Annotated in this window: 30 protein-coding genes; 18 read left to right on the plus strand and 12 right to left on the minus strand. The window is 60.2% G+C overall.

The window, feature by feature from the left end:
- Positions 1-52: 52 nt before the first annotated feature.
- On the minus strand, positions 53-3,508 hold the full coding sequence (smc, locus tag H7847_RS04890) for a chromosome segregation protein SMC (RefSeq protein ID WP_227268270.1): 3,456 nt from the start codon (positions 3,506-3,508) through the stop codon (positions 53-55).
- Positions 3,509-3,717: 209 nt separating this feature from the next.
- Here smc and H7847_RS04895 point away from each other — a divergent pair, with 209 nt between their 5' ends.
- A complete protein-coding gene (locus tag H7847_RS04895) occupies positions 3,718-4,488 on the plus strand; it encodes a FadR/GntR family transcriptional regulator (protein ID WP_227268271.1) in 771 nt (256 codons plus the stop codon).
- A 10-nt stretch (positions 4,489-4,498) separates the two neighbouring features.
- Here H7847_RS04895 and H7847_RS04900 read toward each other — a convergent pair whose 3' ends face one another.
- The 6 genes from H7847_RS04900 to H7847_RS04925 all read right to left on the minus strand — a co-directional run bounded on the left by H7847_RS04900 (position 4,499) and on the right by H7847_RS04925 (position 8,068).
- A complete protein-coding gene (locus H7847_RS04900; protein WP_227268272.1) occupies positions 4,499-5,317 on the minus strand; it encodes a phosphate ABC transporter ATP-binding protein in 819 nt (272 codons plus the stop codon).
- Positions 5,318-5,494: 177 nt separating this feature from the next.
- Complete coding sequence (locus H7847_RS04905; RefSeq protein WP_227268273.1) at positions 5,495-6,064, minus strand: F0F1 ATP synthase subunit B; 570 nt, start codon at positions 6,062-6,064, stop codon at positions 5,495-5,497.
- 5 nt (positions 6,065-6,069) lie between these two features.
- Positions 6,070-6,600, minus strand: a complete 531-nt coding sequence (locus H7847_RS04910; RefSeq protein ID WP_227268274.1) for a F0F1 ATP synthase subunit B' — start codon at positions 6,598-6,600, stop codon at positions 6,070-6,072.
- Between the two features lie 107 nt (positions 6,601-6,707).
- Positions 6,708-6,932 carry a F0F1 ATP synthase subunit C gene (locus tag H7847_RS04915; protein ID WP_011567586.1) on the minus strand — a complete coding sequence of 75 codons (225 nt, stop codon included), beginning with the start codon at positions 6,930-6,932 and terminating at the stop codon, positions 6,708-6,710.
- 58 nt (positions 6,933-6,990) lie between these two features.
- Positions 6,991-7,734: a F0F1 ATP synthase subunit A gene (locus H7847_RS04920; RefSeq protein WP_227268275.1), complete on the minus strand. Its 744-nt coding sequence runs from the start codon at positions 7,732-7,734 to the stop codon at positions 6,991-6,993.
- 1 nt (position 7,735) lies between these two features.
- Positions 7,736-8,068: an AtpZ/AtpI family protein gene (locus tag H7847_RS04925; RefSeq protein ID WP_227268276.1), complete on the minus strand. Its 333-nt coding sequence runs from the start codon at positions 8,066-8,068 to the stop codon at positions 7,736-7,738.
- Positions 8,069-8,300: 232 nt separating this feature from the next.
- Here H7847_RS04925 and H7847_RS04930 point away from each other — a divergent pair, with 232 nt between their 5' ends.
- A complete protein-coding gene (locus H7847_RS04930; RefSeq protein ID WP_227268277.1) occupies positions 8,301-8,642 on the plus strand; it encodes an ArsR/SmtB family transcription factor in 342 nt (113 codons plus the stop codon).
- A gap of 142 nt (positions 8,643-8,784) precedes the next feature.
- On the opposite strand, the gene H7847_RS04935 is transcribed toward H7847_RS04930, so the two are convergent.
- Both H7847_RS04935 and H7847_RS04940 read right to left on the minus strand, forming a co-directional pair.
- Positions 8,785-9,672, minus strand: a complete 888-nt coding sequence (locus H7847_RS04935; protein WP_227268278.1) for a DMT family transporter — start codon at positions 9,670-9,672, stop codon at positions 8,785-8,787.
- A complete protein-coding gene (locus tag H7847_RS04940) occupies positions 9,669-10,547 on the minus strand; it encodes a LysR family transcriptional regulator (RefSeq protein ID WP_227268439.1) in 879 nt (292 codons plus the stop codon). Before H7847_RS04940 ends, H7847_RS04935 begins: the two co-directional genes overlap by 4 nt.
- Before the next feature lie 146 nt (positions 10,548-10,693).
- Between H7847_RS04940 and H7847_RS04945 the strand changes: the two genes are divergently transcribed.
- The 12 genes from H7847_RS04945 (at position 10,694) to H7847_RS05000 (ending at position 18,329) form a co-directional block, all read left to right on the plus strand.
- Positions 10,694-11,272 carry an FMN-dependent NADH-azoreductase gene (locus tag H7847_RS04945; protein WP_227268279.1) on the plus strand — a complete coding sequence of 193 codons (579 nt, stop codon included), beginning with the start codon at positions 10,694-10,696 and terminating at the stop codon, positions 11,270-11,272.
- A gap of 317 nt (positions 11,273-11,589) precedes the next feature.
- On the plus strand, positions 11,590-11,892 hold the full coding sequence (locus H7847_RS04950) for a hypothetical protein (RefSeq protein ID WP_227268280.1): 303 nt from the start codon (positions 11,590-11,592) through the stop codon (positions 11,890-11,892).
- Between the two features lie 164 nt (positions 11,893-12,056).
- Positions 12,057-13,568 carry a signal recognition particle protein gene (gene ffh / locus H7847_RS04955; protein ID WP_227268281.1) on the plus strand — a complete coding sequence of 504 codons (1,512 nt, stop codon included), beginning with the start codon at positions 12,057-12,059 and terminating at the stop codon, positions 13,566-13,568.
- Positions 13,565-13,900: an NIPSNAP family protein gene (locus tag H7847_RS04960; protein WP_227268282.1), complete on the plus strand. Its 336-nt coding sequence runs from the start codon at positions 13,565-13,567 to the stop codon at positions 13,898-13,900. Before ffh ends, H7847_RS04960 begins: the two co-directional genes overlap by 4 nt.
- Before the next feature lies 1 nt (position 13,901).
- The gene (locus H7847_RS04965; RefSeq protein WP_227268283.1) at positions 13,902-14,447 is read left to right on the plus strand and encodes a GNAT family N-acetyltransferase; all 546 of its coding nucleotides are present in this window, start codon (positions 13,902-13,904) and stop codon (positions 14,445-14,447) included.
- On the plus strand, positions 14,444-15,043 hold the full coding sequence (locus H7847_RS04970; RefSeq protein ID WP_227268284.1) for a GNAT family N-acetyltransferase: 600 nt from the start codon (positions 14,444-14,446) through the stop codon (positions 15,041-15,043). Before H7847_RS04965 ends, H7847_RS04970 begins: the two co-directional genes overlap by 4 nt.
- Complete coding sequence (locus H7847_RS04975; protein WP_227268285.1) at positions 15,036-15,332, plus strand: chorismate mutase; 297 nt, start codon at positions 15,036-15,038, stop codon at positions 15,330-15,332. Before H7847_RS04970 ends, H7847_RS04975 begins: the two co-directional genes overlap by 8 nt.
- A gap of 39 nt (positions 15,333-15,371) precedes the next feature.
- Positions 15,372-15,758, plus strand: coding sequence for a 30S ribosomal protein S16 (gene rpsP, locus H7847_RS04980; RefSeq protein ID WP_227268286.1), 387 nt, complete (start codon positions 15,372-15,374; stop codon positions 15,756-15,758).
- Between the two features lie 246 nt (positions 15,759-16,004).
- Positions 16,005-16,511: a ribosome maturation factor RimM gene (gene rimM / locus H7847_RS04985; protein WP_227268287.1), complete on the plus strand. Its 507-nt coding sequence runs from the start codon at positions 16,005-16,007 to the stop codon at positions 16,509-16,511.
- 1 nt (position 16,512) lies between these two features.
- Positions 16,513-17,304, plus strand: a complete 792-nt coding sequence (trmD, locus tag H7847_RS04990) for a tRNA (guanosine(37)-N1)-methyltransferase TrmD (RefSeq protein ID WP_227268288.1) — start codon at positions 16,513-16,515, stop codon at positions 17,302-17,304.
- A gap of 121 nt (positions 17,305-17,425) precedes the next feature.
- Positions 17,426-17,749 carry a hypothetical protein gene (locus H7847_RS04995; RefSeq protein WP_227268289.1) on the plus strand — a complete coding sequence of 108 codons (324 nt, stop codon included), beginning with the start codon at positions 17,426-17,428 and terminating at the stop codon, positions 17,747-17,749.
- Between the two features lie 169 nt (positions 17,750-17,918).
- Positions 17,919-18,329: a hypothetical protein gene (locus H7847_RS05000; RefSeq protein ID WP_227268290.1), complete on the plus strand. Its 411-nt coding sequence runs from the start codon at positions 17,919-17,921 to the stop codon at positions 18,327-18,329.
- Between the two features lie 121 nt (positions 18,330-18,450).
- On the opposite strand, the gene H7847_RS05005 is transcribed toward H7847_RS05000, so the two are convergent.
- Entirely contained in the window at positions 18,451-18,894 is a 444-nt protein-coding gene (locus H7847_RS05005) for a VPLPA-CTERM sorting domain-containing protein (protein WP_227268291.1), read from the minus strand.
- A 592-nt stretch (positions 18,895-19,486) separates the two neighbouring features.
- Here H7847_RS05005 and rplS point away from each other — a divergent pair.
- Positions 19,487-19,870 carry a 50S ribosomal protein L19 gene (gene rplS, locus H7847_RS05010; RefSeq protein WP_227268292.1) on the plus strand — a complete coding sequence of 128 codons (384 nt, stop codon included), beginning with the start codon at positions 19,487-19,489 and terminating at the stop codon, positions 19,868-19,870.
- 11 nt (positions 19,871-19,881) lie between these two features.
- On the plus strand, positions 19,882-20,103 hold the full coding sequence (gene rpmE, locus H7847_RS05015) for a 50S ribosomal protein L31 (protein WP_227268293.1): 222 nt from the start codon (positions 19,882-19,884) through the stop codon (positions 20,101-20,103).
- A gap of 84 nt (positions 20,104-20,187) precedes the next feature.
- Here rpmE and H7847_RS05020 read toward each other — a convergent pair whose 3' ends face one another.
- Entirely contained in the window at positions 20,188-21,264 is a 1,077-nt protein-coding gene (locus tag H7847_RS05020) for a helix-turn-helix transcriptional regulator (RefSeq protein ID WP_227268294.1), read from the minus strand.
- A gap of 156 nt (positions 21,265-21,420) precedes the next feature.
- Between H7847_RS05020 and H7847_RS05025 the strand changes: the two genes are divergently transcribed.
- Together H7847_RS05025 and H7847_RS05030 are read left to right on the plus strand one after the other, a co-directional pair.
- Entirely contained in the window at positions 21,421-21,807 is a 387-nt protein-coding gene (locus H7847_RS05025) for a hypothetical protein (RefSeq protein WP_227268295.1), read from the plus strand.
- Between the two features lie 230 nt (positions 21,808-22,037).
- Positions 22,038-22,847: a division plane positioning ATPase MipZ gene (locus H7847_RS05030; RefSeq protein ID WP_227268296.1), complete on the plus strand. Its 810-nt coding sequence runs from the start codon at positions 22,038-22,040 to the stop codon at positions 22,845-22,847.
- A 51-nt stretch (positions 22,848-22,898) separates the two neighbouring features.
- On the opposite strand, the gene H7847_RS05035 is transcribed toward H7847_RS05030, so the two are convergent.
- Positions 22,899-23,114 carry a hypothetical protein gene (locus H7847_RS05035; protein ID WP_227268297.1) on the minus strand — a complete coding sequence of 72 codons (216 nt, stop codon included), beginning with the start codon at positions 23,112-23,114 and terminating at the stop codon, positions 22,899-22,901.
- Between the last annotated feature and the right edge of the window lie 6 nt (positions 23,115-23,120).

The raw sequence follows: 23,120 nt of genomic DNA on the forward strand, positions 1-23,120 counted from the left end.
ATTATAGCGGCGCAGGCCACAAAGTCGCGACACGAATGGGTGATCCGCAGCCTCAGGCCACCAGCGTCTCGGCCTTCTTCAGATCGACAGAGACAAGCTGGCTCACGCCCTGCTCCGCCATGGTGACGCCAAAGAGCCGGTCCATCCGCGCCATCGTCACCGCGTGGTGCGTAATGATGAGAAACCGCGTCTCGGTCTGGCGGCACATCTCGTCCAGCAGATCGCAAAACCGCGTGACATTCGCATCATCCAGCGGCGCATCGACCTCATCAAGCACGCAGATCGGGGCCGGATTGGCCAGGAAAACCGCAAAGATCAGCGCCATCGCGGTCAGGGTCTGCTCCCCCCCCGACAGCAGGCTGAGGGTGGAGAGCTTCTTGCCCGGCGGCTGACACATGATCTCAAGACCTGCCTCCAGCGGATCGTCGCTTTCGACCATCACCAGATTGGCTTCACCGCCACCAAAGAGATGCGTGAAAAGCATTGAAAAGTTGGAATTGACCTGCTCAAAGGCCGTCAGCAACCGCTCGCGCCCTTCCCGGTTGAGGCTGGCGATGCCGCCGCGCAGGGTCTTGATCGCTTCCTCCAGATCGGCCTTTTCCTGTGCGAGGGTGTCGTGCTCTTCCTGCACCTCCTTGGCGTCCTCTTCGGCCCGCAAATTGACCGCCCCCAAAGCATCGCGCTGCCGTTTGAGCCGGTTCACATCCGCTTCCAGTGCTTCCGCGCGCGGCATCTCCTCAGGCACCACATCAAGCTGCGCGAGCAACTGACTGGGCGTGACCTGGCTTTCATCCGCAATCCGTTCCGCCGCCAACGCCACGGTCTCCCTGGCCGCATCACAGCGGGCCTCGGCGCGCGCACGGGCCTCGCGGGCCTCTGACGCCTGCCGCTCGGCATCCCGTTCCGCAACCGTCGCCTCGCGCAGGGCCGCTTCGCCCTTTGACAGCGTATCAGCGCTTTCCGCCTTGCGGGCCTCCGCGGCCTCGATCGCCTCGCTCAACTCCGCCCGCTTTGCCGCGATCTCTTCGGGGGCGGCACTGGCCTCCTTGAGCTCCGTTTCCGCCGCCGCCTTGCGCTCCACCAGCTCAGCACTCCGCTTTTCAGCAGTTTCGAGCCGATGCCGCCAGCCGCTGATCTCCTTGATAACCTCCTGCGCCCGCTTGGCGCGCGCCTCTCCTTCGCGGCGCAGTTCGTCATGGGCAGACCGGCGGCTCATCATCGTGATACGAGAGGCTTCAACCGCCATGCGGACCGCTTCGACCTGCGCGCGGGCCTCCGCCAGATCGCCCAGTTCTGCCAGCGCGCGTTCTGCTTCTTTGAGGCGGGTGCGGGCCCCCATTGCCTCTTCTTCATGGCGTGTCACGGCCAGACCCAGCGATTCCAGCCGCCCCTCCGCGAGGTTGCGATCCGCTTCTGCCCGGCTCAGCGCGCGCCCGGCTTCCGCAACCAGACGATCCGCCGCGCGCCGGGCATCCCGCGCCAGGGCATCGGCCTTGGTCAGCTCTGTGAGCTGTGCTGTCAGCGCCTCATGCGCCGCCTGTGCCCCTGCGGCCTTTTGTGTGGCTTGCTCCAGCGCCTGTTTCAATTCTTCAAGCCGATTAAGCTGCTGCAGCCGCAAAGCCGCAGCCGACGGCGCATCCTCGGCCCAGGCGCGATAGCCGTCCCAGCGCCACAGATCCCCTTCGGTCGACACCAGCCGCTGACCGGGCTTCAGCGCCTGTTGCAATCGGGACCCTTCATCCGGATCCACAAGGCCGATCTGGCTCATCCGCCGCTCAAGGACATCCGGCACCGAGACATGCAACGTCAGCGCCGTGACACCTGCGGGCAGGTCCTGCGCGGTCTCATAGCTTGGCAGCAGCGCCCAGCCCGACGGGCCATCCGCATCCACCTGCGGGGCACGCAGATCATCAGCGAGCGCCGCCCCAAGCGCCTTTTCAAACCCATGGCCGACCTGCAGCCGATCCAGGATCTGTCCCCCTTCGGCTGTGTCGCGCTCCAACAGCTTGGCCAGGGCGCCCGCCTCGGCCCGCAACGCGTTCATCTCGCCTTCGGCCTCCGAACGATGAGCCCGCGCCTCGGCTTCAAGTGCCTGAGTGTCGGCCCGCGCCTCATCCGCATCAACAAGCGCCTTGTCGGCCTCGGCAGCGGCAGCCACAGCGACCGCTTCGGCCTTTTGCGCCGCCTCGAAATCCGTCGCGGCCTTCACCAGAGCCGCCTTGGACGTGACAACCGCGTCGCGTGCTTTGGTTGCTTCGGCATCGGCTTTGGCCTGCGTCTTCTGGCTATCCTCCAGCAGCCGCTGCGCAGACCCGTGCCGGGCCGCAAGCCGCGCCACATCTTCGGTCTGCTGAGACATCTCCCCCTCTCGGGTCTGCAAGACGGCTGCCGCCTCCCGGGAGGCGGCAGCCGCCTCGGCCAGTGCTTCGTCATGACCCTCAGCCGCCTTCTCAAGCTCGCGCCCTTCCCAGGCGAGGCGGTCAATGGTCTCTCCCGCGTCGCGGTTCAACCCACCCTCCCGGTCGATATCCCGCGCAAGCTGTGCAATCCTGCCTGTCAGCGTTTCGATCAGGGCCTGCGCGCGGGCTTCCTGATCGCTGAGCGTATCGTGCTGGACCGCAAGGCGCTGGACAACTGCCGCAGCGATGGCCTCTTCCTCGCGCAGGGGCGGCAAAGCATCTTCCGCTGCCGCGCGTGCCTTGGCGGCCTGCCGCACGATACTTTCGGCCTGAGCGGCAGCGGTGATCTGCTTGCGCAGGGCTTCCTCAGCCTCGGCGCGCGCCTCGTCCGCCTCGCGCCAGCGCCGGTAGAGCAGCATGCCCTCGACCCGCCGCAGATCATTGCCGATCTCCCGGTACCGGGCCGCTTGCCGCGCCTGACGGGCCAGTTGCGCCAGCTGCCCTGCCAGCTGTTCGATCACATCATCAACACGCGCCAGATTTGTCTCGGCGCCCTTGAGCTTGAGCTCGGCCTCATGGCGGCGCTGGTAGAGCCCCGAGATCCCGGCCGCTTCTTCCAGGATACGGCGGCGGCTCTTGGGTTTTGCATTGATAAGCTCCGCAATCTGACCTTGACGGACAAGGGCTGGCGAATGCGCGCCGGTCGATGCATCGGCAAACAGCATCTGCACGTCGCGGGCCCGCACGTCCTTGGCACCGACCTTGTAGGCACTGCCCACATCCCGCGTGATCCGCCGCACGATCTCAAGCGCATCACTGTCGTTGAAGCCTGCCGGGGCCAGACGCTCGGTGTTATCGATATGGAGTGCGACCTCGGCGAAGTTGCGCGCGGGTCGGGTGGCGGCCCCGGCAAAAATCACGTCTTCCATGCCCCCGCCCCGCATCGCCGTGGGGCGATTTTCTCCCATCACCCAGCGCAGGGCCTCCAGCAGGTTGGATTTACCGCACCCGTTTGGTCCGACAACGCCGGTCAGCCCGTCCGCGATGATAAGATCGGTGGGGTCCACGAAGCTTTTAAAGCCGGTCAGTCTGAGTTTTGAAAAGCGCAAGTCGGGTGTTCCAGTGATTCCCAGAGGTGTCCAACGTGGCGGTCGAGCCCCTATGGTGTCAACAGTATCGCACCACAATCTGCGCCACACCTCTAGTTATCCACAAGATATTGACGCCCGAAGGGGCAACCAACCGCGACTTCCTGATGTCGAAAAGCAATTGCGGGTCGTTGGAAGTGGTCATATATTTTGACCAATAGGAGAGATAAATGCCCTTTCGCCCTGTCACATCCGAAAAGCTTTCTGTCGCCGTCGTGCGCCAGATCGAGGCGCTTGTCCTGCGGGGCATCCTGCGGCCCGGCGAACGCCTGCCGTCTGAGCGGGAGCTGGCCGAGCGGCTCAGCGTATCGCGCCCGATCCTGCGCGAGGCAATCGGCTTGCTGCAAGAACAAGGGTTGCTGAGCACCAGAGCAGGCGCGGGGGTCTATGTCGCCGATGTTCTGGGGTCCGCATTCTCCCCTGCGCTGGTGGATCTCTTTGGTCGCCATGAGGAAGCGGTTTTCGACTACCTGTCGTTTCGGCGCGATATGGAAGGGCTGGCGGCGGAAAGGGCCGCTGAGCTCGCCTCCAGCACGGATTTGAAGGTCGTGCAGGCGTTGATGAACAAGATGGAAGTGGCCAATGGCAAACGCAATCCCGAGGAAGAGGCGCGGCTTGATGCTGAATTTCACATGTCGATCATTGAAGCGAGCCACAATGTGGTGATGCTGCACATGATGCGCTCAATGTACCAGCTGCTCCGCGAGGGGGTTTTCTACAACCGGCAGGTCATGTTCAAACAGCGCATCACGCGCAGCCTGTTGCTGGACCAGCATCGTCAGATCAATACGGCCTTGCAGGCCCGAGACGGTGCGGGCGCGCGGGCGGCGGTCGAGGCGCATCTGAACTACATCGAGGCGTGCCTGCGCAATGAAGCCAAGGCAGCCCAGCATGAAGAGGTCGCGCAACAGCGGCTTGACCATGCCGTGCAGGACCGTTGAGACCTTGAGATCAGCCAAACCTGCCGGCGACGAACGCCCGCGCGTCTGCGTCCTGGGCGGCTGAAAAAAGAAACTCGGTCGGGGCCAGTTCGCGCAGCTCACCCAGGTGGAAGTAAGCCACACGGTCCGCAATCCGTTTCGCCTGCATCATCGAATGGGTGATGATGACAACCGCATGATCGTCGCGCAAGCTCAGCAACAGCTCTTCGATCTTTGCGGTCGCGACCGGGTCGATGGAGCCTGTCGGCTCATCCATCAGCAGGATCTCGGGTTTTGTCGAGAGCGCCCGCGCAATACAAAGCCTCTGTTGCTGCCCACCGGAAAGGTCATGGCCGGATTTTTTATGCAGATGATCCTTCACCTCCTCCCACAGATGCGCCCGGCGCAGACAGTGCTCCACATGCGCAGCCATTTCCTTGCGGTTCCGCATCAGGCCGTGAATGCGGGCACCATAGGCCACGTTTTCATAGATCGAGGCCGCAAAGGGGTTCGGTTTCTGCGCCACCCAGCCAAAGCGCCGACGGTGCACGGGCGGGTCAATGTCGGGGCTGTTGATATCTTGGCCATGCATGATGATCTGACCGTCGATACGCACCCCATGTGTTTCATCATGCATCCGGTTCAGGCACTTGAGCGCCGTCGACTTCCCACAGCCTGAGGGACCAATGAAAGCGAGGATTTCCTGGTCGTAGAGATCAAAGCTTACATCCCGCAGCGCCTGTTTCTCACCGTAGTGCAGCGTCAGATTGCGGACCGACAAAAACGGCTGCGCGTTTCGCAAGGAAGCTGTATGGCCAGCAGGCTTTGGGGCATAGGTGTCATCAAACATCGCGGTGTCTCCATCGGCAAAGGGTCAAGCATTCGGACCCAGAGTGCGGAGAGGCATGGTTGCAGAACTTGATCTGACCCCGCTTTTTGAAATTGTCACAAAAATTTCACACTGGATTGACGCAAAAACCCGACCAGATGGCCGGGTTTTTCAGCATTTGATCCTGTGAGGCGCTGGTCAGTGCAGCTTGGCCTCTACGTCCTGAATCGAGGCATCGATCAGGCTGTTGGCCTCGGCCGCCGTCATCTTGTCGGCGATGACAGCACGCGCCGCAGCAATGGCGATGGTCACGGATTGGTCCTGCACTTCCTTGATGGCAGCGGATTGAGCGTTCGTGATCTGGTCTTCCGCAGCGGCAATGCGGCGCACCAGCGACACTTCCAGATCCGCGCGGGCCTGATCTGCGGCGATCTGCGCCTCTTCCTTGGCGGCGGCGACGATCCTGTCTGCCTGTTCCTGCACTTCGCGATGCTTGCGTTCGTAGCTGGCCAGAAGGCTCTGCGCTTCCTCGCGCAGCGCGCGCGCTTCGTCCAGTTCGGAGCGTATGCCATCGGCGCGCTGATCCAGCATCCCCATGACAAGCCCGGGCACTTTGAAGTAGATCAGGATGCCAATAAAGACGATGAGGCCCAGAAGGACGACAAAATCGGTGTTTTTCAGCGAAAAGAACGGGCCGTCTGCGGCGAGCGCCGGCGTGGCGGCCATGCCGGCCAGGACCAAAGTCGCGATGCGGGGGAAACGAAGCATTGGCGTTATCCTTTCAATTGCGCGGTCACAGCAGCATCGACGGTCTTTGCATCCGCCTTACCGCCCATGGCTGCCACGATTTCCTGCGCGGTGTCTTTCGCCACTTGCTGAACCGCTTCCGCGGCCCCCGCCCGTATCTCGGCAATTGCCTTTTCGGATTCGGCCGCTTTTGCCGCGATCTCTGCATCGGCCTTTGCGATTGCGGCATCCAGATCACTCTGAATTTCCGCCTTGGCTTCTGCAACAATCCGGTGTGCTTCGGTGCGGGCGTCGGCCAACGCCTTGTCGTAGGCAGCCTCGGCCTCCTGCGCCTTGGCCTTCATGTCTTCGGCAGCCGCGATGTCATTCGTGATCGTGCCCTGCCGTTCCGCCAGAATGGCCGCAATGCGCGGCAGTGCCACTTTCGACAGGATCATGTAGATAACCACAAGCGTGACCACCAACCAGAAAATCTGGTTCCCCCACGTCGAAAAATCGAGCTGCGGCATGCCGGGGCTCGAGGCTGCGACATCAGCGCCAGTTGTTTCAGTTGCCATTCTACTCTCCTGCAAGAAACGGGCTGCGGTGGAAGCGGGTTGTTACATTCGGGCCGCGCAAGGATATGCGCCGCCCGACCGTAAGGATCGTTGTCTGTCTTTAGGTCTTAGACAGCGAACATCAGCAGCAGGGCGACGAGGAATGCGAAGATCCCCAGCGCTTCTGCAAAAGCGATACCGATGAAGAGTGTTGCTGTCTGGCTGGCTGCCGCGGAGGGGTTGCGCAGGGCGCCTGCCAGATAGTTGCCGGCCACGTTGCCGACCCCGATGGCTGCAGCGCCAGAACCGATTGCCGCCAGACCTGCGCCGATGTGTGCGAGTTCGCCTTCCATGTGAATTCTCCTTACGATTGGAAGTTGAGGATGCGGACGGGTTTGAAAATCGCCCGAATTAGTGATGCGGATGAAGTGCGTCCTTGAGGTAGACGCATGTCAGAATGGTAAAGACGTAAGCCTGAATAAAGGACACGAGGACCTCCAGACCGTACATTGCGGTGATGCCCAGAACAGCCACGGGGCTGACAGCAGCAATCGCGGCAAATCCTGCGAACACCTTGATGACCGCGTGGCCCGCCATGACGTTGCCCGCCAGACGAATGGAGTGGCTCACCGGGCGCACGAAGTAGGAGATAATTTCGATGATCGCCAGCACGGGGCGCAGCGCGAGGGGGGCGGACGCAACCCAGAACAGGCCCAGGAAAGCTGCGCCGTTTTTGACAAAGCCCAACACCGTCACGGTGATGAACACGGCCATCGCCAGCACAACAGTCACGGCAAAATGCGAGGTCGGCGTGAAGGCTGTGGGGATCAGGCCGAGGAAGTTGGCGCAGACGATGAACATGAAGAGCGTCATGATATAGGGGAAATACCGCAGGCCTTCCTTGCCGCAGATGTCCTCCACCATCTTGTAGATAAACCCGTACGCCAGTTCGGCCACCGACTGCGAACGCGACGGTACGATGGACCGCTTTTGGCTGCCAACAACGAGCAACAGTATGACGGCGAAGATTGCAAGGCCCATCCACAATGCGGTGTTGGTGGGCGTATACCAGGCAATCTCACCACCAAAGAGAGACTGGATCTCAAATTGCTCCATCGGCTTGAAAACCAAGCCACCGTCTGCGTCTGTCGCCATCTCAAGGCCCCTCGTCTCGATCCTCGGCCTCTTCGGCCAATTTCTTTTCCTGGATTTCCTTGGCGGAGCGGAGCATCGTCTTTACCCCGGCCGCCAGACCCAGCATCGTAAACAGCACCAGAAAAATGGGTATCGTTCCGAGCAGAACATCCAACCCGTATCCAATGCCAAAACCGATCCCAAGACCGGCCACAAGTTCGATCACCATCCGCCAGGCCAACTGCGCCTGAGAATAATGCTCATCCGTTCGGGGGCCCGGCTCTTGCGCCTTTTTCGCGGCTGCAATCTTTTCCTCAAGCTGCTTGATGCGCTGCTGTTGGTCAGGATCTTTCACACGTAAACTACCCCCCATGGAGTTGTGACGTTGCTACGGCGCAGCACGGCGCGAGTCAACCGGGTTCAAGCGCTGGAAAAATGCCAACCAAACGGTTGATTTTAAGTCATTAAACATGAATTCGCGATTGGCAAGTCACCGTGCCGCAGGGCGGAAACAGGATGGTCTGCACGCAAAAGCTTATTCAACCATCTGGTTGACGATTATACGGCAACTGTGCAGAGGCTGTCACATGACACGTGATCTGGACCAGGTATTTGCGGCACTGGCCGACCCGACACGCCGGGCCATTCTTACCATGTTGCTCGAAGATGACATGGCCGTCACCGACGTGGCGGAGCCGTTTGAGATGTCGCTTGCGGCGGTCTCAAAACACTTGGGTGTTTTGACAGCCGCGGGCCTTATCAGCCAGGAAAAGCACGGCCGCGTGAAATGGTGCAAGCTGGAGCCAGACGCATTGCGGGCCGCCTCCGTCTGGATGCAGGGTTTTGGACAGTTTGAGCCGGTTAATCTGGATGCTTTTGAAAGGTTTCTCGCCACCGAACTGCCCGACGCATCCGGCGGCGATCGCTAGGGGCGTCTATGCGATGCCAACGAAGCTCAGGATCGCCATGACCACCACCACGAGGCCCACAAGATAAATGATGCTGCGCATTTCGGTCTCCTTTGCATGTTGCGTCAGGTGATGAACGCGCAAAAGGCTGCGATGTTCCCGATCAGGGCTTTTCCTCGTCCCGCAGCAAAAGACCCAAGGCGATGATCGTCAGGACGACACCGCCAAAGATCACGGTGGCGGGCAGACCCTTGCCAAAAGCGATTTCCCACAGGATGACCCAACTGGGGACCAGATAAGTATAGGCCATGACCTTGGCTGATGGCAGCCTCAACGTAGCCGTCTGGAGAAGCAGGATGGTTGCAGCCGAGGCAAAGACCGCCACATAGCCCAGCGTGATCCAGACCAGGGCTGGCATGCCCCCCCAAGGCGTTACAATCAGATCGCGCCATCCAAAGACCGTCAGCAGAACACCACCCCCCACCAATGTGCCAAAGGCAAAGATCAGCACGGGCTCTCCGCGGTTCAGTTTTCGCACCATCGGGGTGTAGAGAGCATGGCAGATGCAGCCGGCGAAGTAGATCATTTCGCCTCGTCCGACCTCAAAGGCACGCAAGGCTGCGAGATCTGCTCTGAAAATCACCCACAACGCTCCGAGGCCTCCGATCACCAACGCCACGGCCATGCGCGGCGTCATTCGCTGACGTAACAAGGCCCACCCAAATCCGGCGGTGAGCAGCGGTGTGAGCGTAAAGACCGCCGCGGCACTCACCGGCGGCGCGGTTTTCAGCCCCTCGAACATCAGCACGAAATACGCGCCGAACAGACCGCCGAGCACCGCATAGCGCCAGAGCGCCCGAAAGGCGCTCAGCGGGAACCCGGTCGTAAAGATCACCAGCAAACCGATGACTGCCGCAGCCACCCAGAACCGCACCGCGTTCAGGGCCGCCGGGGCAATGTCGTTTGCCACCTGTGCCCCGAGCGAAAAAGACCCGGCCACCAGAGCTGAAAACATCAGCATCGCCGCGTGGCCTTGTGCATGAGGCGTCATGTGTCCCAGTCTTTTGCCGCCGCTTTGAGAAAGTTGAGGAAGGTTTGCACCTTGGTCGTGCGGTGCAGATCAACATGGGTCACCAACCACAAGGGCCCGCTCCAAACCTCCTGTTCGGGATGGACCTCTTGGAGTTCGGGATGCGCCTGCGCCTCGAAAACGGGCAAAAAACCGATACCCGCGCCTGCAATGATTGCCGCGCGCAAAGCACGGGTATCGGTACTGCGAAACACGAGGGTCGATACAGGCGCATGCTGGCGCAGCCATTTTTCAAACGGCGCACGGCTGTCATCTGCGTCATGCGCGACAAAGCGGTGGTCCTTGAAGCTGTCGACCCCATCGGGTTTGCCGTGTTTCTCAATATACCGGGCGCTGGCATAGAGCCCCATCCGGTGGGTATGGAAGGTCTGAACAACGTTGTCGGGCTGCGCGGGCACCGTGCCCGCGCGGATGGCCACATGCGCCTCGCCATACTCAAGACGAAACAAGCGCTCTCCGGTCAGATAGCGGACCACCACGTCCGGGTAGGCCTCCTGAAAAGCCACCAGTATCGGTGCCATGCGGGGTGCCAGATCAATCAGCGACGTGACGACCAGATCGCCGGAAACCTCGTTGCCGCGACCTTTGATGCGTCCGGCCAGCTGGTTGAACTGGTCGTCAGTGGCCTGTGCGACCCGCAAAAGATCCCGCCCCGCTTCGGTCGCGGTATACCCGCGCGCGTGACGCTGAAAGAGTTTGACACCCAGTCGCCCCTCCAACGCATCAATGTGCCGGATGACAGTGGCATGGTGTACCCCCAAGACGTCAGCAGCCCCGCTGACCGTGCCCATACGCGCCACCTGAAAGGCCGTTTTAATCTCGTCCCAATTGTCCATGAAGGCCTCGTTTCGATGACCGCTGGCCAGCAGCGCAATATCTGCATTCATGCACAGTAGCCGTTCGCCTGGCAATATTGAGTTTTTATTTGTTGTGCTCAACTCTGATGTCAGCACTGCAAACCAACGTTCTGAAGGGTCTTCAAATGACAGATACGGTACTGCTTATCAATTCATCCGCCCGGCAGACGGGCTCAACCTCTCGTGACCTGACAGCCCGGATTGCCAAAAGGCTCGGCGGGACCATCCTTGAACGCGACCTGGCGGAGCCCGTCCCGCAGATTGATGAAAACTGGGTCGCGGCAAGCTTCACGCCCGCAGATCAACGCACCGCGGCACAAAGCGCCGCACTCGATCTCTCCGATGCTCTGGTGGCGGAGGTCAAGGCCGCCGACACCTTGGTGATCGGGATGCCGATCTACAACTTCGGCGTCCCGGCCGCACTGAAGGCCTGGATCGACCAGGTTGCGCGGGCGGGCGTGACATTTGACTATACGGACAAAGGGCCGGTTGGGTTGCTTGAGGGCAAGCGTGCCATCATTGCGGCGTCCTCGGGCGGGACAGCGGTCGGATCGGATATCGATTTTGCCACAGGCTATCTGCGCCATTTTCTGGGCTTCATCGGCATTCATGACGTCGAGATAGTTGCAGCAGACCAGATGATGCTGGATGCCGACACCGCTCTTGGCAAAGCAACGGCGCAGATCGACGCTCTGGCCGCCTGAAGACAGACCGAGCCGTTTCTCAAAACAAGTTTCGCGGCGCGTCAAAAACCAGTCGCGCCGCTTCCCTTGACCCGAATGCGCCTTACGGCTGCCAGATTTCGGGTGTCCACTGGCGTGCATGAAAATTCGCGAGATGTCAGCCGACCGACTGATGATGGAGACACGACCCAAATGGGTGCCAACGGTGCTTTGTGTGCTGTTGATGCTGAGTTGCGGCGGTTATCTCTACCACTTTTTCTTTGCTCAGGCATCGCCCCGTCTGGGGCTGTTTTTTATTGTCCTTCCTGCTGATACTATACCTTGGCAGTTCGAAAGGGATGTTTGACCGTGATGCATTCATTTTTGACCGCAGGTCGAACCAAATCCACTACGAACGCAGGAAACACGGGAAGCTGGCGTTCCAACGTACGATACCGCTAGCCTCTATCGAAAAGGCTGTTGTTGATGTCGATCAGGGCAAACCGCTGGATTTGCAACCAAAACTTTGGTACCGGATCAAACTTGCTCCCAAGTCCCAATTGGACGACCCACTTACGTCGCTCTACCGGTACAACTTGAAACAGGATCAGGCCGTCAACACCATCAACGCATGGCTTGACTCGCCCCGGCCCGCCGCTTAAGTGCAGGTCGAATTCCGGAAGCTTCAGCCTTCCGGTCCCGACACTCTTCGGGATCGCCCTCCGTCAGCGCGTTGCGCCCACGGGGGCGTTTGACGTTTGAGAATTTGAGGCAGGGTGCTTATCTCCGAGGTATCCCGCAACCGACATGAAGGGGGCCATGGCCCATGTTTGAAAACCTGTCCGAACGCCTGTCCGGCGTCTTTGACCGCCTGACAAAGCAGGGCGCTCTCTCCGAGGAAGACGTGAAAACCGCGCTGCGCGAAGTGCGTGTGGCGCTGCTTGAGGCGGATGTCTCGCTGCCGGTAGCGCGCGATTTCGTCAAGGTCGTGCAGGACAAGGCGACAGGTCAAGCGGTCACCAAATCCATCACGCCCGGCCAGCAGGTCGTCAAGATCGTACATGACGCGCTGATCGATGTGCTCAAAGGTGAGGGCGAGCCGGGATCGCTCAAGATCGACAACCCGCCAGCGCCGATCCTGATGGTCGGGCTGCAGGGGTCGGGCAAGACCACGACAACCGCAAAGCTGGCCAAACGCCTGACGGAGCGGGACGGCAAACGCGTGCTGATGGCTTCCCTCGACGTCAACCGCCCCGCCGCGATGGAGCAGCTGGCAATCCTGGGCACCCAGATCAGCGTCGACACCCTGCCCATCGTCAAGGGCGAAGACCCCGTTGCCATCGCCAAACGCGCCAAGACGCAGGCCTCTCTGGGCGGCTATGATGTCTACATGCTGGACACCGCCGGGCGTCTGTCCATCGACGAGGAACTGATGCGCCAGGTCGAAGCGGTGCGCGATGTCACGACCCCGCGCGAGACGCTTCTGGTCGTCGACGGGCTCACCGGGCAGGACGCGGTGCACACGGCGGAGAACTTCGACGAGCGCATCGGCATCTCCGGGGTCGTGCTGACCCGGATGGACGGTGACGGGCGCGGTGGGGCAGCGCTGTCGATGCGCGCGGTGACGGGCAAGCCGATCAAATACGTGGGTCTTGGCGAAAAGATGGACGCGCTTGAGACGTTCGAGCCGGACCGCGTGGCAGGCCGCATCCTCGGCATGGGCGACATCGTGGCGCTGGTCGAAAAGGCGCAGGAAACGCTCGAGATTGAGCAATCCGAAAAGATGGTCAAACGCATGATGAAGGGTCATTTCTCGATGAATGACCTGCGCATGCAACTTGAGCAGATGCAGAAGATGGGTGGCATGCAGGGCATGATGGGGATGATGCCCGGCATGAACAAGATGGCCAAACAGGTCGAGGAGGCGGGCTTTGACGACAGCATCCTGAAACGGCAGATCGCGCTGATCCAGTCGATGACAAAGAAAGAGCGCGCCAACCCGCAAATCCTTCAAGCCAGCCGCAAGAAGCGTATCGCCAAGGGCGCGGGCCTTGAGGTGTCCGAGCTCAACAAGCTCCTGAAGATGCACCGCCAGATGGGCGACATGATGAAAAAGATGGGTAAGATGGGCAAGGGCGGCATGCTCAAACAGGCCATGAAGGGCATGTTCGGCAAAGGTGGCCCCTCCCCCGAAGAGATGGCCGCAGGCATGGACCCCAAGGCGCTGGAAGCCGCCGCCAAGCAGATGGGCGGCAAACTGCCCGGCGGTTTGGGCGGGATGGGCGGCGGCGGCATGGCGCTGCCCCCGGGCCTCAGCGGGTTCGGGAAGAAAAAATGATCACCTGTTTTCTGAAATACGAAATCGACCCGGCCAAGGTGGGTGACTTTGAAATCTACGCCAAGGCGTGGATTCACAACATCAACCGGATGGGCGGTACCCATCACGGCTATTGGCTGCCCTCCGAAGGACCGTCTGATCTGGCGTGGTGCGCTTTCAGCTTTCCCTCGCTGGCCGCTTATGAGGCCTACCGGGTGGAGATGGAAACGGATCCGGCCTGCATCGCCGCCTACGATCATTCCGCCCGCACCAAATGCATCCGCCGCTGGGACCGCCATTTCACCCGGCCCGTGCTGCAGGGGGAAAGCCCCGCCGATCTGGGCCTGATGTGACGTGACCAAAATCCCCACCATACTGACGGATCGTCTGGTCCTGCGTGAACCTGAGCCTCAGGATTTTGAGGCTTACGCAGCCTTCATGGCTGACGCGCGCAGTGTGATGAACGGCGGACCGCTGGACCGCCCTGCCGCCTGGGGCAGTTTCGCACGCGAGATCGGACACTGGACCTTGCGCGGTTACGGGCTGATGACATTGGTCGACAAGGCCAGCGGTGCGATTGCCGGACAGGTGGGCTTCTGGAACCCCGAGGGCTGGCTTGAGGTGGAGTTGGGCTGGCGGGTTTTCGAAGGTTTCGAAGGAAAGGGTCTGGCATTCGAGGCAGCAGTGGCCGTCCGTGACTTTGCATATGACACGCTGGCCTGGCGCCCGCTGATCAGCGTGATCGGCCCCGAGAATGATCGATCGCTGCGTCTGGCAAAGCGTCTGGGGGCCCGCCTGGAGCGGGACGACTGGCAGACGCCTGCGGGCAAACCTGCGCTGATTTACCGCCATCCGTCTGCGGGCGCACTCGCGAACGCCCGTGAGGAGGCGCACGCATGACCGACATCCCCGTCATTGAAACAACCCGCCTCAGCCTGCGCGGGCCGGAGCCGGAGGATTACCCCGACTTCAAGGCGACCTTCACCAGCTACCGCGCGCGCTTCATGGGCGGGCCACTCAATGCCTATGAGGCCTGGATGCTCTATGCCGCTGAGATCGGCCACTGGCAGATCCGCGGCTACGGCATGTGGATGATCCACGACCGGCAAACCGACGAAACCTACGGCATGGCGGGCGGCTGGAAGCCCGCCAAATGGCCCGAACCCGAGATCGCCTGGGTGATCTGGCCCGACAGGAACGGCAAGGGCTACGCGCTGGAGGCCACCCATGCGGTGCGCGACTACCTTTATGCGCAGTGCGGCTGGGATACGGCGGTCAGCTACATCGACCCCAAGAACCTCGACAGTATCCGGCTGGCGGAACGTCTGGGCGCGGTCAAGGATCACGAGGCCGCCACCATCGACGGCAACGATGCGGTCTACCGGCACCCCACTTCCGAGGCCCTGAGCGGCACACAGTTGGCGCATGGGATTGAGATGGAGATCGGTCACTACGCTGACCCGCTTTTTAAGCCGAAAGGATGGGCCCTTGACTGATACCACGACCCGCGCCGCAGAGCTGCTGAAAGAGCACCGCGCCTCGATCGACCGTCTCGATGCGATTCTCGTCTATACGTTGGGCGAGCGGTTCAAACACACGCAGGCTGTGGGGAAACTCAAAGCCAGCCACGACCTTCCCCCGTCCGATCCCGCGCGCGAAGTAGCACAGATCGAACGGCTCGAAGATTTGGCGGACCGGGCCGATCTGGACCCCGAATTCGCCAAGAAGTTTCTCAACTTCATCATCGCTGAGGTTATTCAGCACCACAAACAACACCAATCATAGGGGCGCTGTGCCCCGACACTCAAAAAAGGAAACGACACCATGGCTATGAAAATCCGTCTCGCCCGCGGCGGCTCCAAAAAACGCCCCTTCTACCGTATCGTTGCAGCAGACAGCCGCATGCCGCGCGACGGCCGCTTTATTGAAAAGCTGGGCACCTATAACCCGCTCTTGCCAAAGGACAGCGAAGAGCGCGTGAAAATGGATGTCGAGCGTGTGCAGCACTGGCTGGGACAGGGCGCACAGCCCACCGACCGTGTGGCGCGCATGCTCGAAGCGGCTGGGCTGAAAGAGAAAGCCGTCCGCAACAACCCCAACAAGGGCACACCGGGCAAGAAAGCGCAGGAGCGCGCCGAAGAGAAAGCCTCCAAGGCCGCCGAAGCCTCCGCCCCCGCCGAAGAAGCCCCGGCGGAAGAAACCGCAGAATAACCTGCGACATGGCACGCAACCGGCCTTTCGAGCGGTTGCGTGAAATCCAAAAACCCGGCTCAGCGGATGGTGAGCCGGGGTCCTTTCTGACAAAGGCGGGGCCGCGCCGGTGTTCAAACCCATCAGACTGCTTATCGTGATCCTGATCGCCTTTATGGCGGGGCTGCTGTTTGAGCGTAACAACACATCGGAACGGTGCGCGACCGCAGGGGGGACAATGGACGCCGGTTTGTGCAGGGGGGCTTCATGAAGGACGGTAAAATCTGTGTCGGGGCCATTGGGGGCGCGTATGGTGTGCGCGGCGAGCTGCGCGTCAAAAGCTTTTGTGCCGTGCCCGAAGACATCGAAGCCTATAGCCCCCTGACCTCCGAAGATGGTCAGCAGGTCTTTCACCTCGCTCTGGTCCGGCAGATCAAGAACGGGTTTGCCGCCCGCATCGTCGAGGTGGCCACAAAGGAACAGGCAGATGCGTTGAAAGGCACACAACTCTTTGCGCAGCGTGGGCAATTGCCGTCTCTACCTGATGATGAGTACTACCACACCGACCTGATCGGGCTGGCCGTACTCGACACGGGTGGCGAAGAATTGGGGACCGTGAAATCCGTGCAGGACCATGGCGCGGGTGACATCCTCGAGGTCCAGCGCCCCGCCTCGTCCGAGACGGTGCTTTTGCCCTTTACACTGGCCGCGGTTCCGACGGTCGATCTGGCTGCGGGTCGTATCATTGCCGACCCGCCTGACGGTCTTTTCTGAGATGACAGGGCCCGCAAAGAGCCATGGGCGCAAAACCATCCGCCCCACGCTGAAACCTCAATCACTGATGGAGGAAGGCCCGGAACTGGCGGCGGCCTGGCAGGCGCGGGTGATTACCCTCTTTCCCGAGGCGTTTCCCGGTGTGCTGGGACTGTCCCTGACCGGCAAGGCCCTGCAAGAGGGGCGTTGGCAGTTGCACACCCACGACCTGCGCACGTTCGGCATCGGCAAGCACCGCAACGTCGACGATACCCCCGCGGGCGGTGGCGCAGGCATGGTGCTGCGCGCCGATGTGGTCGGCCCGGCCATCGAGGCCGCACAGAGCTTTGCGCGCGGCAGCTGGCCGGTGCTCTACATGTCCCCGCGCGGGCGGCGGTTCGACCAGCACATGGCGCGCGATCTGGCCCGCTGCGACGGCGTGACCGTTCTGTGTGGCCGCTTCGAAGGTGTCGACGAACGGGTGCTCGACCGCTACGAGGTGACCGAAGTGTCCATGGGCGATTATGTTCTGACGGGTGGAGAGATTGCTGCCCAGGCGCTGCTGGATGCCACCGTTCGGTTGCTGCCGGGGGTCTTGGGAAATGTGCAAAGTACCGTTGAGGAAAGCCACAGCAGCGGCCTTTTGGAGCATCCGCAATATACCCGCCCCGCGACATGGGAAGGTCGTGATATCCCTGAGGTTCTGACGTCCGGCAACCACGCAGAGATTGCCAAATGGCGCCGCACCCAGTCGGAAGACCTTACAAAAAAACGCCGGCCTGACCTTTGGGCCACAAGATCTTCTGAGGATTGATGTCCCTGCCGGGGCCTCAGACATCGCCGCGCTTTTGCCCCAATTGGAATTTCATTTGACTAAATTTCGTCAAAATTTCCCGCCAGAGTGGTCAGCGGGGGCGTTTTGTGGGGAAAATAAGATGTTGAAATTCCTAGGGTCACTTGGCAACCAAGAGCCACAGCCCGCGAAACTGGTTGAGCCTGCGCGCTACACCCGCGGCGCCAACAATCACAAACGCGTCTCATCCCTGGGTCTGGAGACCAACGCTGAACCCTCAGATCCTCAGGTGCCGGTGGGCGCTCATCGTCCGATCACCCGGGCTGCCGTGACGCAAAAACCGCGCTTTGACGATAGCGCCCATCTGCACGCTGACACCCGCATCCCTGTCTCCACGCTACGTAAGGCACTGCCCAAACGCTTTGCCCAGATGAAATCACGCTCCAAAGAGCTGGCCTTTTATTAGAATTGGAGTTCTGGGCCGAATGACCCGCCTCGGATCACGTTCTACGGCTAAAGAATTATTAAGAAAACCATGCCAGTTTGGAGGGCAATGGTCCGATGTTACGTCTGACGATCAATGTATTGCTGAACGACCATCTCAAGGTATCCCCGCGCGCAAGGAGGTCACAGACTTGGGAGATACCGAATTTCAAGAATTCCTCGATGCGATTTCGACCTGTTTCATTGACCGCGACTTTGCGACCTGGCGAGACCGGGTAATTTATCCTTTTACGCTAATAACCGCTGCGGGACCTGTGCTCATTCGCGATGAAGATGAGCTTCGTGAAAATTTCAATCTGTACCTGCAAGCCTGCGAGGCCATGCATCTCGATAAAATCTACCGCAGACCCGTCGCGTTGGAGGCCTGCAGCGATGGCACGTGGATTGGAACTTATGAAACCAACCTGCTCAGCCGGGGCGTACGCGCGGCGGAACCCTATGTTTCCTCAGCACTGCTGCGTGAAAGTGATGGGCGGTTCAAGATGATGTCGATCATGAATGCCCGTGGCCACCATGACTGGACCGGCAAACAGCCCGGCTGATATGCGAGATCGACCCCTTGCTGCGTAAATCACCCGGACCGCGAGATCGGGATGGTATCTTAAAACCAACAAAAAAGGCGACCCTGCTGGCCGCCTTCTCCGCTGCGTTCTTGACGCGTGATCAGGTTGCGGCTTTTCGGCGGCGCATAATGCCAAAACCCGCTAATGCTGCCGCCATTAACGGCAAAGACGCCGGCAATGGCACGGGCGTGATCGCCTCACCGGTAACGACAACGTCGTCGATCTTGAACCCTTCGGAAGACGCGCTGACATCTGACCAGAACATGAGATTGAACAGGGCGCCATCAGCAGCCGATCCGAGCGACACGGTTTCCGAGAAAGTTGTCGTGGTCTCGCTGCCATTCGAGAAAACCTCGGTCCAGGCGTTTTGATCTGTCAGAGCAGGGGCAGGATCGAACGCCCAGGACAGATACAAATCATCACTGGCTTCATTCCCGAAAAACGCTCTCCAGGTGAACGAAACCGTGATATTTTTGAACCCGGTTGCATCAATCACTGCACTGGCAGCGGCAGCATCAGGATTACCAAAAAGCGTATCCCGCAATCTCAGTGTATTTCCTCTGACGCGCACGTCATTGCTGTCATCTTCCAGCTCTGACCAGCCGTTGCCAACCGAATTGCTGTTGGCCCGGTTGAAGTCATCTTCAAAAAGGACGGTCGAGGCGGCCGCAGCCCCCACAAGAAGGGCGTTTCCAAGAACAAACGCGGCGACAGGTTTCAAAAGTCTTTTCATGGTAAACATGACCTCAATAATTTAACGTTATAGTAACTTAGAGCGTGAATGCTCCAAAAATTGGACTAAACCGGGGCATTCCCGCCGTAATCCGACGTGATGCCTAGCACCACCCGATGCCGCTGAACAGCAAAAACATGCCGGCCGGTCATTTTTTGTTAACTTTTAAGAACTGCTCCCAATCAGTGTCTTGGGCTTGATCTGGCAGGATTTTCCGCCTAGAACGCCCAAGTCTGGAATCGCACAAGCGACGCCGGACCATTTCGGCATTCGAAATGTCTTCACAAGGAATGATGTTTGTATTCTCCCGGCGGGCGCGACATGCGGACCCGATCTCAGACCGGAAGCTCTGAAACGCGCAAAACTTCGTGGGCTAACCACGAGCATCATAGGAGACGATCAGATGGATCTGATTGCACAACTTGAAGCGGAACAAGTCGCCGCTCTGGGGAAAGATATCCCCGACTTCCGCGCCGGTGACACCATCCGCGTCGGATTCAAAGTGACCGAAGGCACCCGCACCCGTGTGCAGAACTACGAAGGTGTGTGCATCGCACGTAACAACGGCCATGGGATTGCCGGATCCTTCACCGTTCGCAAAATATCGTTTGGCGAAGGCGTAGAGCGTGTGTTCCCGCTGCATTCCACCAACATCGACAGCATCACCGTGGTCCGCCGCGGTCGCGTGCGTCGCGCCAAGCTTTATTATCTGCGCAGCCGCCGTGGTAAATCCGCGCGAATTGCAGAAAACGCAAACTACAAGCCCAAATCTGGCGCCAGCGCATAAGGACCGGACCGATGAAAGCAGATACACACCCCGATTATCACCTCATCGACGTCAAGATGACTGACGGTACGATCGTTCAGATGAAATCCACCTGGGGCAAGGAAGGCGACCAGCTGTCGCTCGACATCGACCCCTCCGCGCACCCTGCGTGGACAGGCGGGTCGTCGCGCCTGCTCGACACCGGCGGACGCGTCTCCAAGTTCAAGAACAAATACGCGGGCCTTGGTTTCTAAAGCCACCGCTCTTTGCAATGCCGGGAAAAGCCGCACACTCTTGGGCGCGGCTTTTTCGATCTGATGCGTGCGAGGCCGGCGGGGTTATACCAGCCCGGAAAACAGCACGCGCAGGTCCGATTGCCGTTGCACCTGCAGCTTTTCGAGGATGTTGCGGATCGTCCAGCGCACCGTGCTCAGCGCACGGCCTCGCTGCGCGGCGATCTGTGCTGCCGTTGCGCCGTCCGCCACCGCGCAGGCGATTGCAGCTTCGGTCGGGGTCAGGCCAAAGACTTCAGCCACCGTGGCAGGATCGAGCGTCACCGCCGGGGTCAAAACCCGCAGGAACAGCGTCAGATGCGGCCAGTCCGCACCGATCAGCGCCAAGGGAGGCGCAACCGCGGGCACAACTGTCAGCACAAGTATCGCACGGGACCCCTCTCCCTCCAAACGCATCGGCTGACAAGCATGGCCATCCAACACGCTTTGGTACTTCCCTTCGAGCTGGGCCGTCTGTGACACAGACGCCAATTTGACCCGTCCCCGCAAGATATCGATGCCAGACGCGGCTCCCAGCAACGCCTCTGCCGCAGGCGTCGCGCGAAAAACACGCCCGGTTTTGCCAAGATAGATCGCCGCTGTTTGAGTGTTTACGGCGGGCGGAGCGGATAAATAAGTTGTCAGGTAATGTTCTCGCAGCCCCATGATCGTCATCACATGGCGATGCGTCTCATACCAAAGCGCTGTTTCCGCGCCGGAATAGACACCCTGGCGTTCGGGGCGGAACGCAGTCGTGCAGACCACCGTCGTTGGGGATACCGCCGTCATGATGCCGATGCCATGCTGGGCATCGTGTTGCCGGAGCCACTCGTTGTAGATCGAGGACGTCTTGCGTTCCCGATCCGAAAAAAGCTGGCTCTGATGCCAAATCTGGTTGCGGGGTGCCGCAAGCCCGCGAGGCACACGTACGTCGCGCGCAGCCCATTCCTCGCGGTAGATTTGGTCCACATCGCTGGCCCCGCTGCCGATCCCTTCTATGGGGCAGCCAGCCTCCGTATCGAAGGCGAGGACGTGCAGAAAAGACGAATGCACATGCCGCTGAAGACCGGTCAAGGCCGCGCCAAAGGCCTTGTCATCAAAAGCACTCGCATAAAGCGTACTTAAATCCGCATGATAACTCAAAAACCCAATGCCCCTTCCCTGAAGGCCACCGAAATATCCATCCGTCCCCTCAATTCTGATGGGGACAAAACATCCCCCGATGTCAGACGCTGAAACGGGAGGCTGATCTTCCACAAAAAATTTACACCACCGCAAAGCATAAAGGACAAAACGATCATGACAAAAAGCTTTCTTACCCGTTCAGGCATCTTGCCCGTCGCAGGGGTGCTGGCCTTGTCGCTGGCGACAGCCGCCCATGCCGACAGCTCAAACAGGGTTGAATTCAAGAACAGGGTCAGCATCAAAGTCGGCCAGGCCATGGTCTTTCACGGCCTGCGGGGGGCCTGTGGGAAACTGCCGGATCAGGGCCAGATGAAAAGATCGCTGGAGCGCTACAATGCGGAACTGACCACCGGCAGGCTGCAATACGGTAAACCCGGTGTGCGTCGCAGCGGGCAGTGCAACGGCAACACACCCGTGATGGAGACGCTCTTTGTGGCCACCACACCAGGGCGCGAAAAGATCGAGATCTACGGCGACATGGTGACCTTTATCGTCAGATAGCCGCGCCAGAGAGATATCGTCTCCGGCACTCCCTTCTCTCACTCCACAACGCCCCGGAATCCCGCGCAGCCGGGTCCCGGACAAACCGGAATGACATAAAGGCAGCAGTCGTTCCGGTTTGTGAGAAACAGGCTCTAACACGCAGCATCTTGCCTTCACTTAACCACAATCCGCTCATATAGTGCCGCCAACAAGGCCGCTTGAAACGGTCGCGGCAAAGGATCGGGCGAATGGCGCATATCATTGTTGTGGGGAACGAAAAGGGTGGCGCGGGCAAATCTACCGTTTCAATGCATGTCGCGACCGCTCTGGCGCGGATGGGCCACAAGGTCAGCGCCCTTGATCTGGACCTGAGACAACGCACCTTTGGGCGGTATACGGAAAACCGCGCGGCGTTCTTGAAAAAGGCAGCACTTGACCTCGCGAGCCCTCATACTCACTCCCTGCCGGAAATCGCGCCGGAAACGCTCAAGCCGGGTGAGAATATCTATGACCATCGCCTGTCCGCCGCCGTCGCAGAGCTTGAAGCCGACAATGACTTTATTCTCATTGACTGCCCGGGGTCGCACACCCGGCTGAGCCAGGTCGCCCACAGCCTTGCCGACACGCTTATCACGCCGCTCAACGACAGTTTCGTGGATTTCGATCTGCTGGCACGGACCGATGCCATGGGCGACGAGATACTGGGGCCGTCCGTCTACTCGGAAATGGTCTGGAACGCGCGGCAATTGCGCGCGCAGGCCGGTCTGACGCCGATTGACTGGATTGTTGTGCGCAACCGCATGGGCGCCCAGCGGATGGTCAACAAGGAAAAGATGGAGCGCGCGATCAAGAATCTATCCAAACGGATTGGTTTTCGCATCGCGCCGGGGTTTTCCGAACGTGTCGTCTTTCGCGAATTGTTCCCCCGCGGCCTGACGCTGCTGGACCTCAAAGACATTGGTGTCAAACAGCTCAATATCTCTAACGTGGCCGCTCGCCAGGAGCTGCGCGATCTGATGAAAGCGTTGAAGCTGCCCGGTGTGAACATCGATTTCTGATACCGCCACGACGGGGGCCTTGACCTGCGCACAACACATTCCCCACCGGGATCAAATGCGCGCAACGGGCCCGGCCTTGGTAAGTTTTTTCAATGCGCGCCGTAGCACGACAGGCTCAGTTTGAGTCAGTTTTTCGGCCAGCGTCGCATCATGGGTTTCAGCAACCTGAGCGAGATCCTCATAGGCCGCCCGGCCCACCACTTTGAGCTCCAGATGCTCTATCCGGCGGTCGGCGAAGCGACGACCGGGCAGCCGCTGCAAAGTCACGGCTGA

Origin of the sequence: Roseobacter weihaiensis, assembly GCF_020622345.1 — a bacterium.
GTDB classification, from domain to species: Bacteria; Pseudomonadota; Alphaproteobacteria; order Rhodobacterales; family Rhodobacteraceae; genus Roseobacter; species Roseobacter weihaiensis.

Coding starts and splice junctions, on each gene's coding strand:
- H7847_RS04895 (WP_227268271.1), top strand. CDS start 3,718: ATGCCCTTTCGCCCTGTCACATCCGAAAAGCTTTCTGTCGCCGTCGTG.
- H7847_RS04900 (WP_227268272.1), bottom strand. CDS start 5,317: ATGTTTGATGACACCTATGCCCCAAAGCCTGCTGGCCATACAGCTTCC.
- H7847_RS04905 (WP_227268273.1), bottom strand. CDS start 6,064: ATGCTTCGTTTCCCCCGCATCGCGACTTTGGTCCTGGCCGGCATGGCC.
- H7847_RS04910 (WP_227268274.1), bottom strand. CDS start 6,600: ATGGCAACTGAAACAACTGGCGCTGATGTCGCAGCCTCGAGCCCCGGC.
- H7847_RS04915 (WP_011567586.1), bottom strand. CDS start 6,932: ATGGAAGGCGAACTCGCACACATCGGCGCAGGTCTGGCGGCAATCGGT.
- H7847_RS04920 (WP_227268275.1), bottom strand. CDS start 7,734: ATGGCGACAGACGCAGACGGTGGCTTGGTTTTCAAGCCGATGGAGCAA.
- H7847_RS04930 (WP_227268277.1), top strand. CDS start 8,301: ATGACACGTGATCTGGACCAGGTATTTGCGGCACTGGCCGACCCGACA.
- H7847_RS04935 (WP_227268278.1), bottom strand. CDS start 9,672: ATGACGCCTCATGCACAAGGCCACGCGGCGATGCTGATGTTTTCAGCT.
- H7847_RS04940 (WP_227268439.1), bottom strand. CDS start 10,547: ATGGACAATTGGGACGAGATTAAAACGGCCTTTCAGGTGGCGCGTATG.
- H7847_RS04945 (WP_227268279.1), top strand. CDS start 10,694: ATGACAGATACGGTACTGCTTATCAATTCATCCGCCCGGCAGACGGGC.
- H7847_RS04950 (WP_227268280.1), top strand. CDS start 11,590: ATGTTTGACCGTGATGCATTCATTTTTGACCGCAGGTCGAACCAAATC.
- ffh (WP_227268281.1), top strand. CDS start 12,057: ATGTTTGAAAACCTGTCCGAACGCCTGTCCGGCGTCTTTGACCGCCTG.
- H7847_RS04960 (WP_227268282.1), top strand. CDS start 13,565: ATGATCACCTGTTTTCTGAAATACGAAATCGACCCGGCCAAGGTGGGT.
- H7847_RS04970 (WP_227268284.1), top strand. CDS start 14,444: ATGACCGACATCCCCGTCATTGAAACAACCCGCCTCAGCCTGCGCGGG.
- rpsP (WP_227268286.1), top strand. CDS start 15,372: ATGGCTATGAAAATCCGTCTCGCCCGCGGCGGCTCCAAAAAACGCCCC.
- rimM (WP_227268287.1), top strand. CDS start 16,005: ATGAAGGACGGTAAAATCTGTGTCGGGGCCATTGGGGGCGCGTATGGT.
- trmD (WP_227268288.1), top strand. CDS start 16,513: ATGACAGGGCCCGCAAAGAGCCATGGGCGCAAAACCATCCGCCCCACG.
- H7847_RS04995 (WP_227268289.1), top strand. CDS start 17,426: ATGTTGAAATTCCTAGGGTCACTTGGCAACCAAGAGCCACAGCCCGCG.
- rplS (WP_227268292.1), top strand. CDS start 19,487: ATGGATCTGATTGCACAACTTGAAGCGGAACAAGTCGCCGCTCTGGGG.
- rpmE (WP_227268293.1), top strand. CDS start 19,882: ATGAAAGCAGATACACACCCCGATTATCACCTCATCGACGTCAAGATG.
- H7847_RS05025 (WP_227268295.1), top strand. CDS start 21,421: ATGACAAAAAGCTTTCTTACCCGTTCAGGCATCTTGCCCGTCGCAGGG.
- H7847_RS05030 (WP_227268296.1), top strand. CDS start 22,038: ATGGCGCATATCATTGTTGTGGGGAACGAAAAGGGTGGCGCGGGCAAA.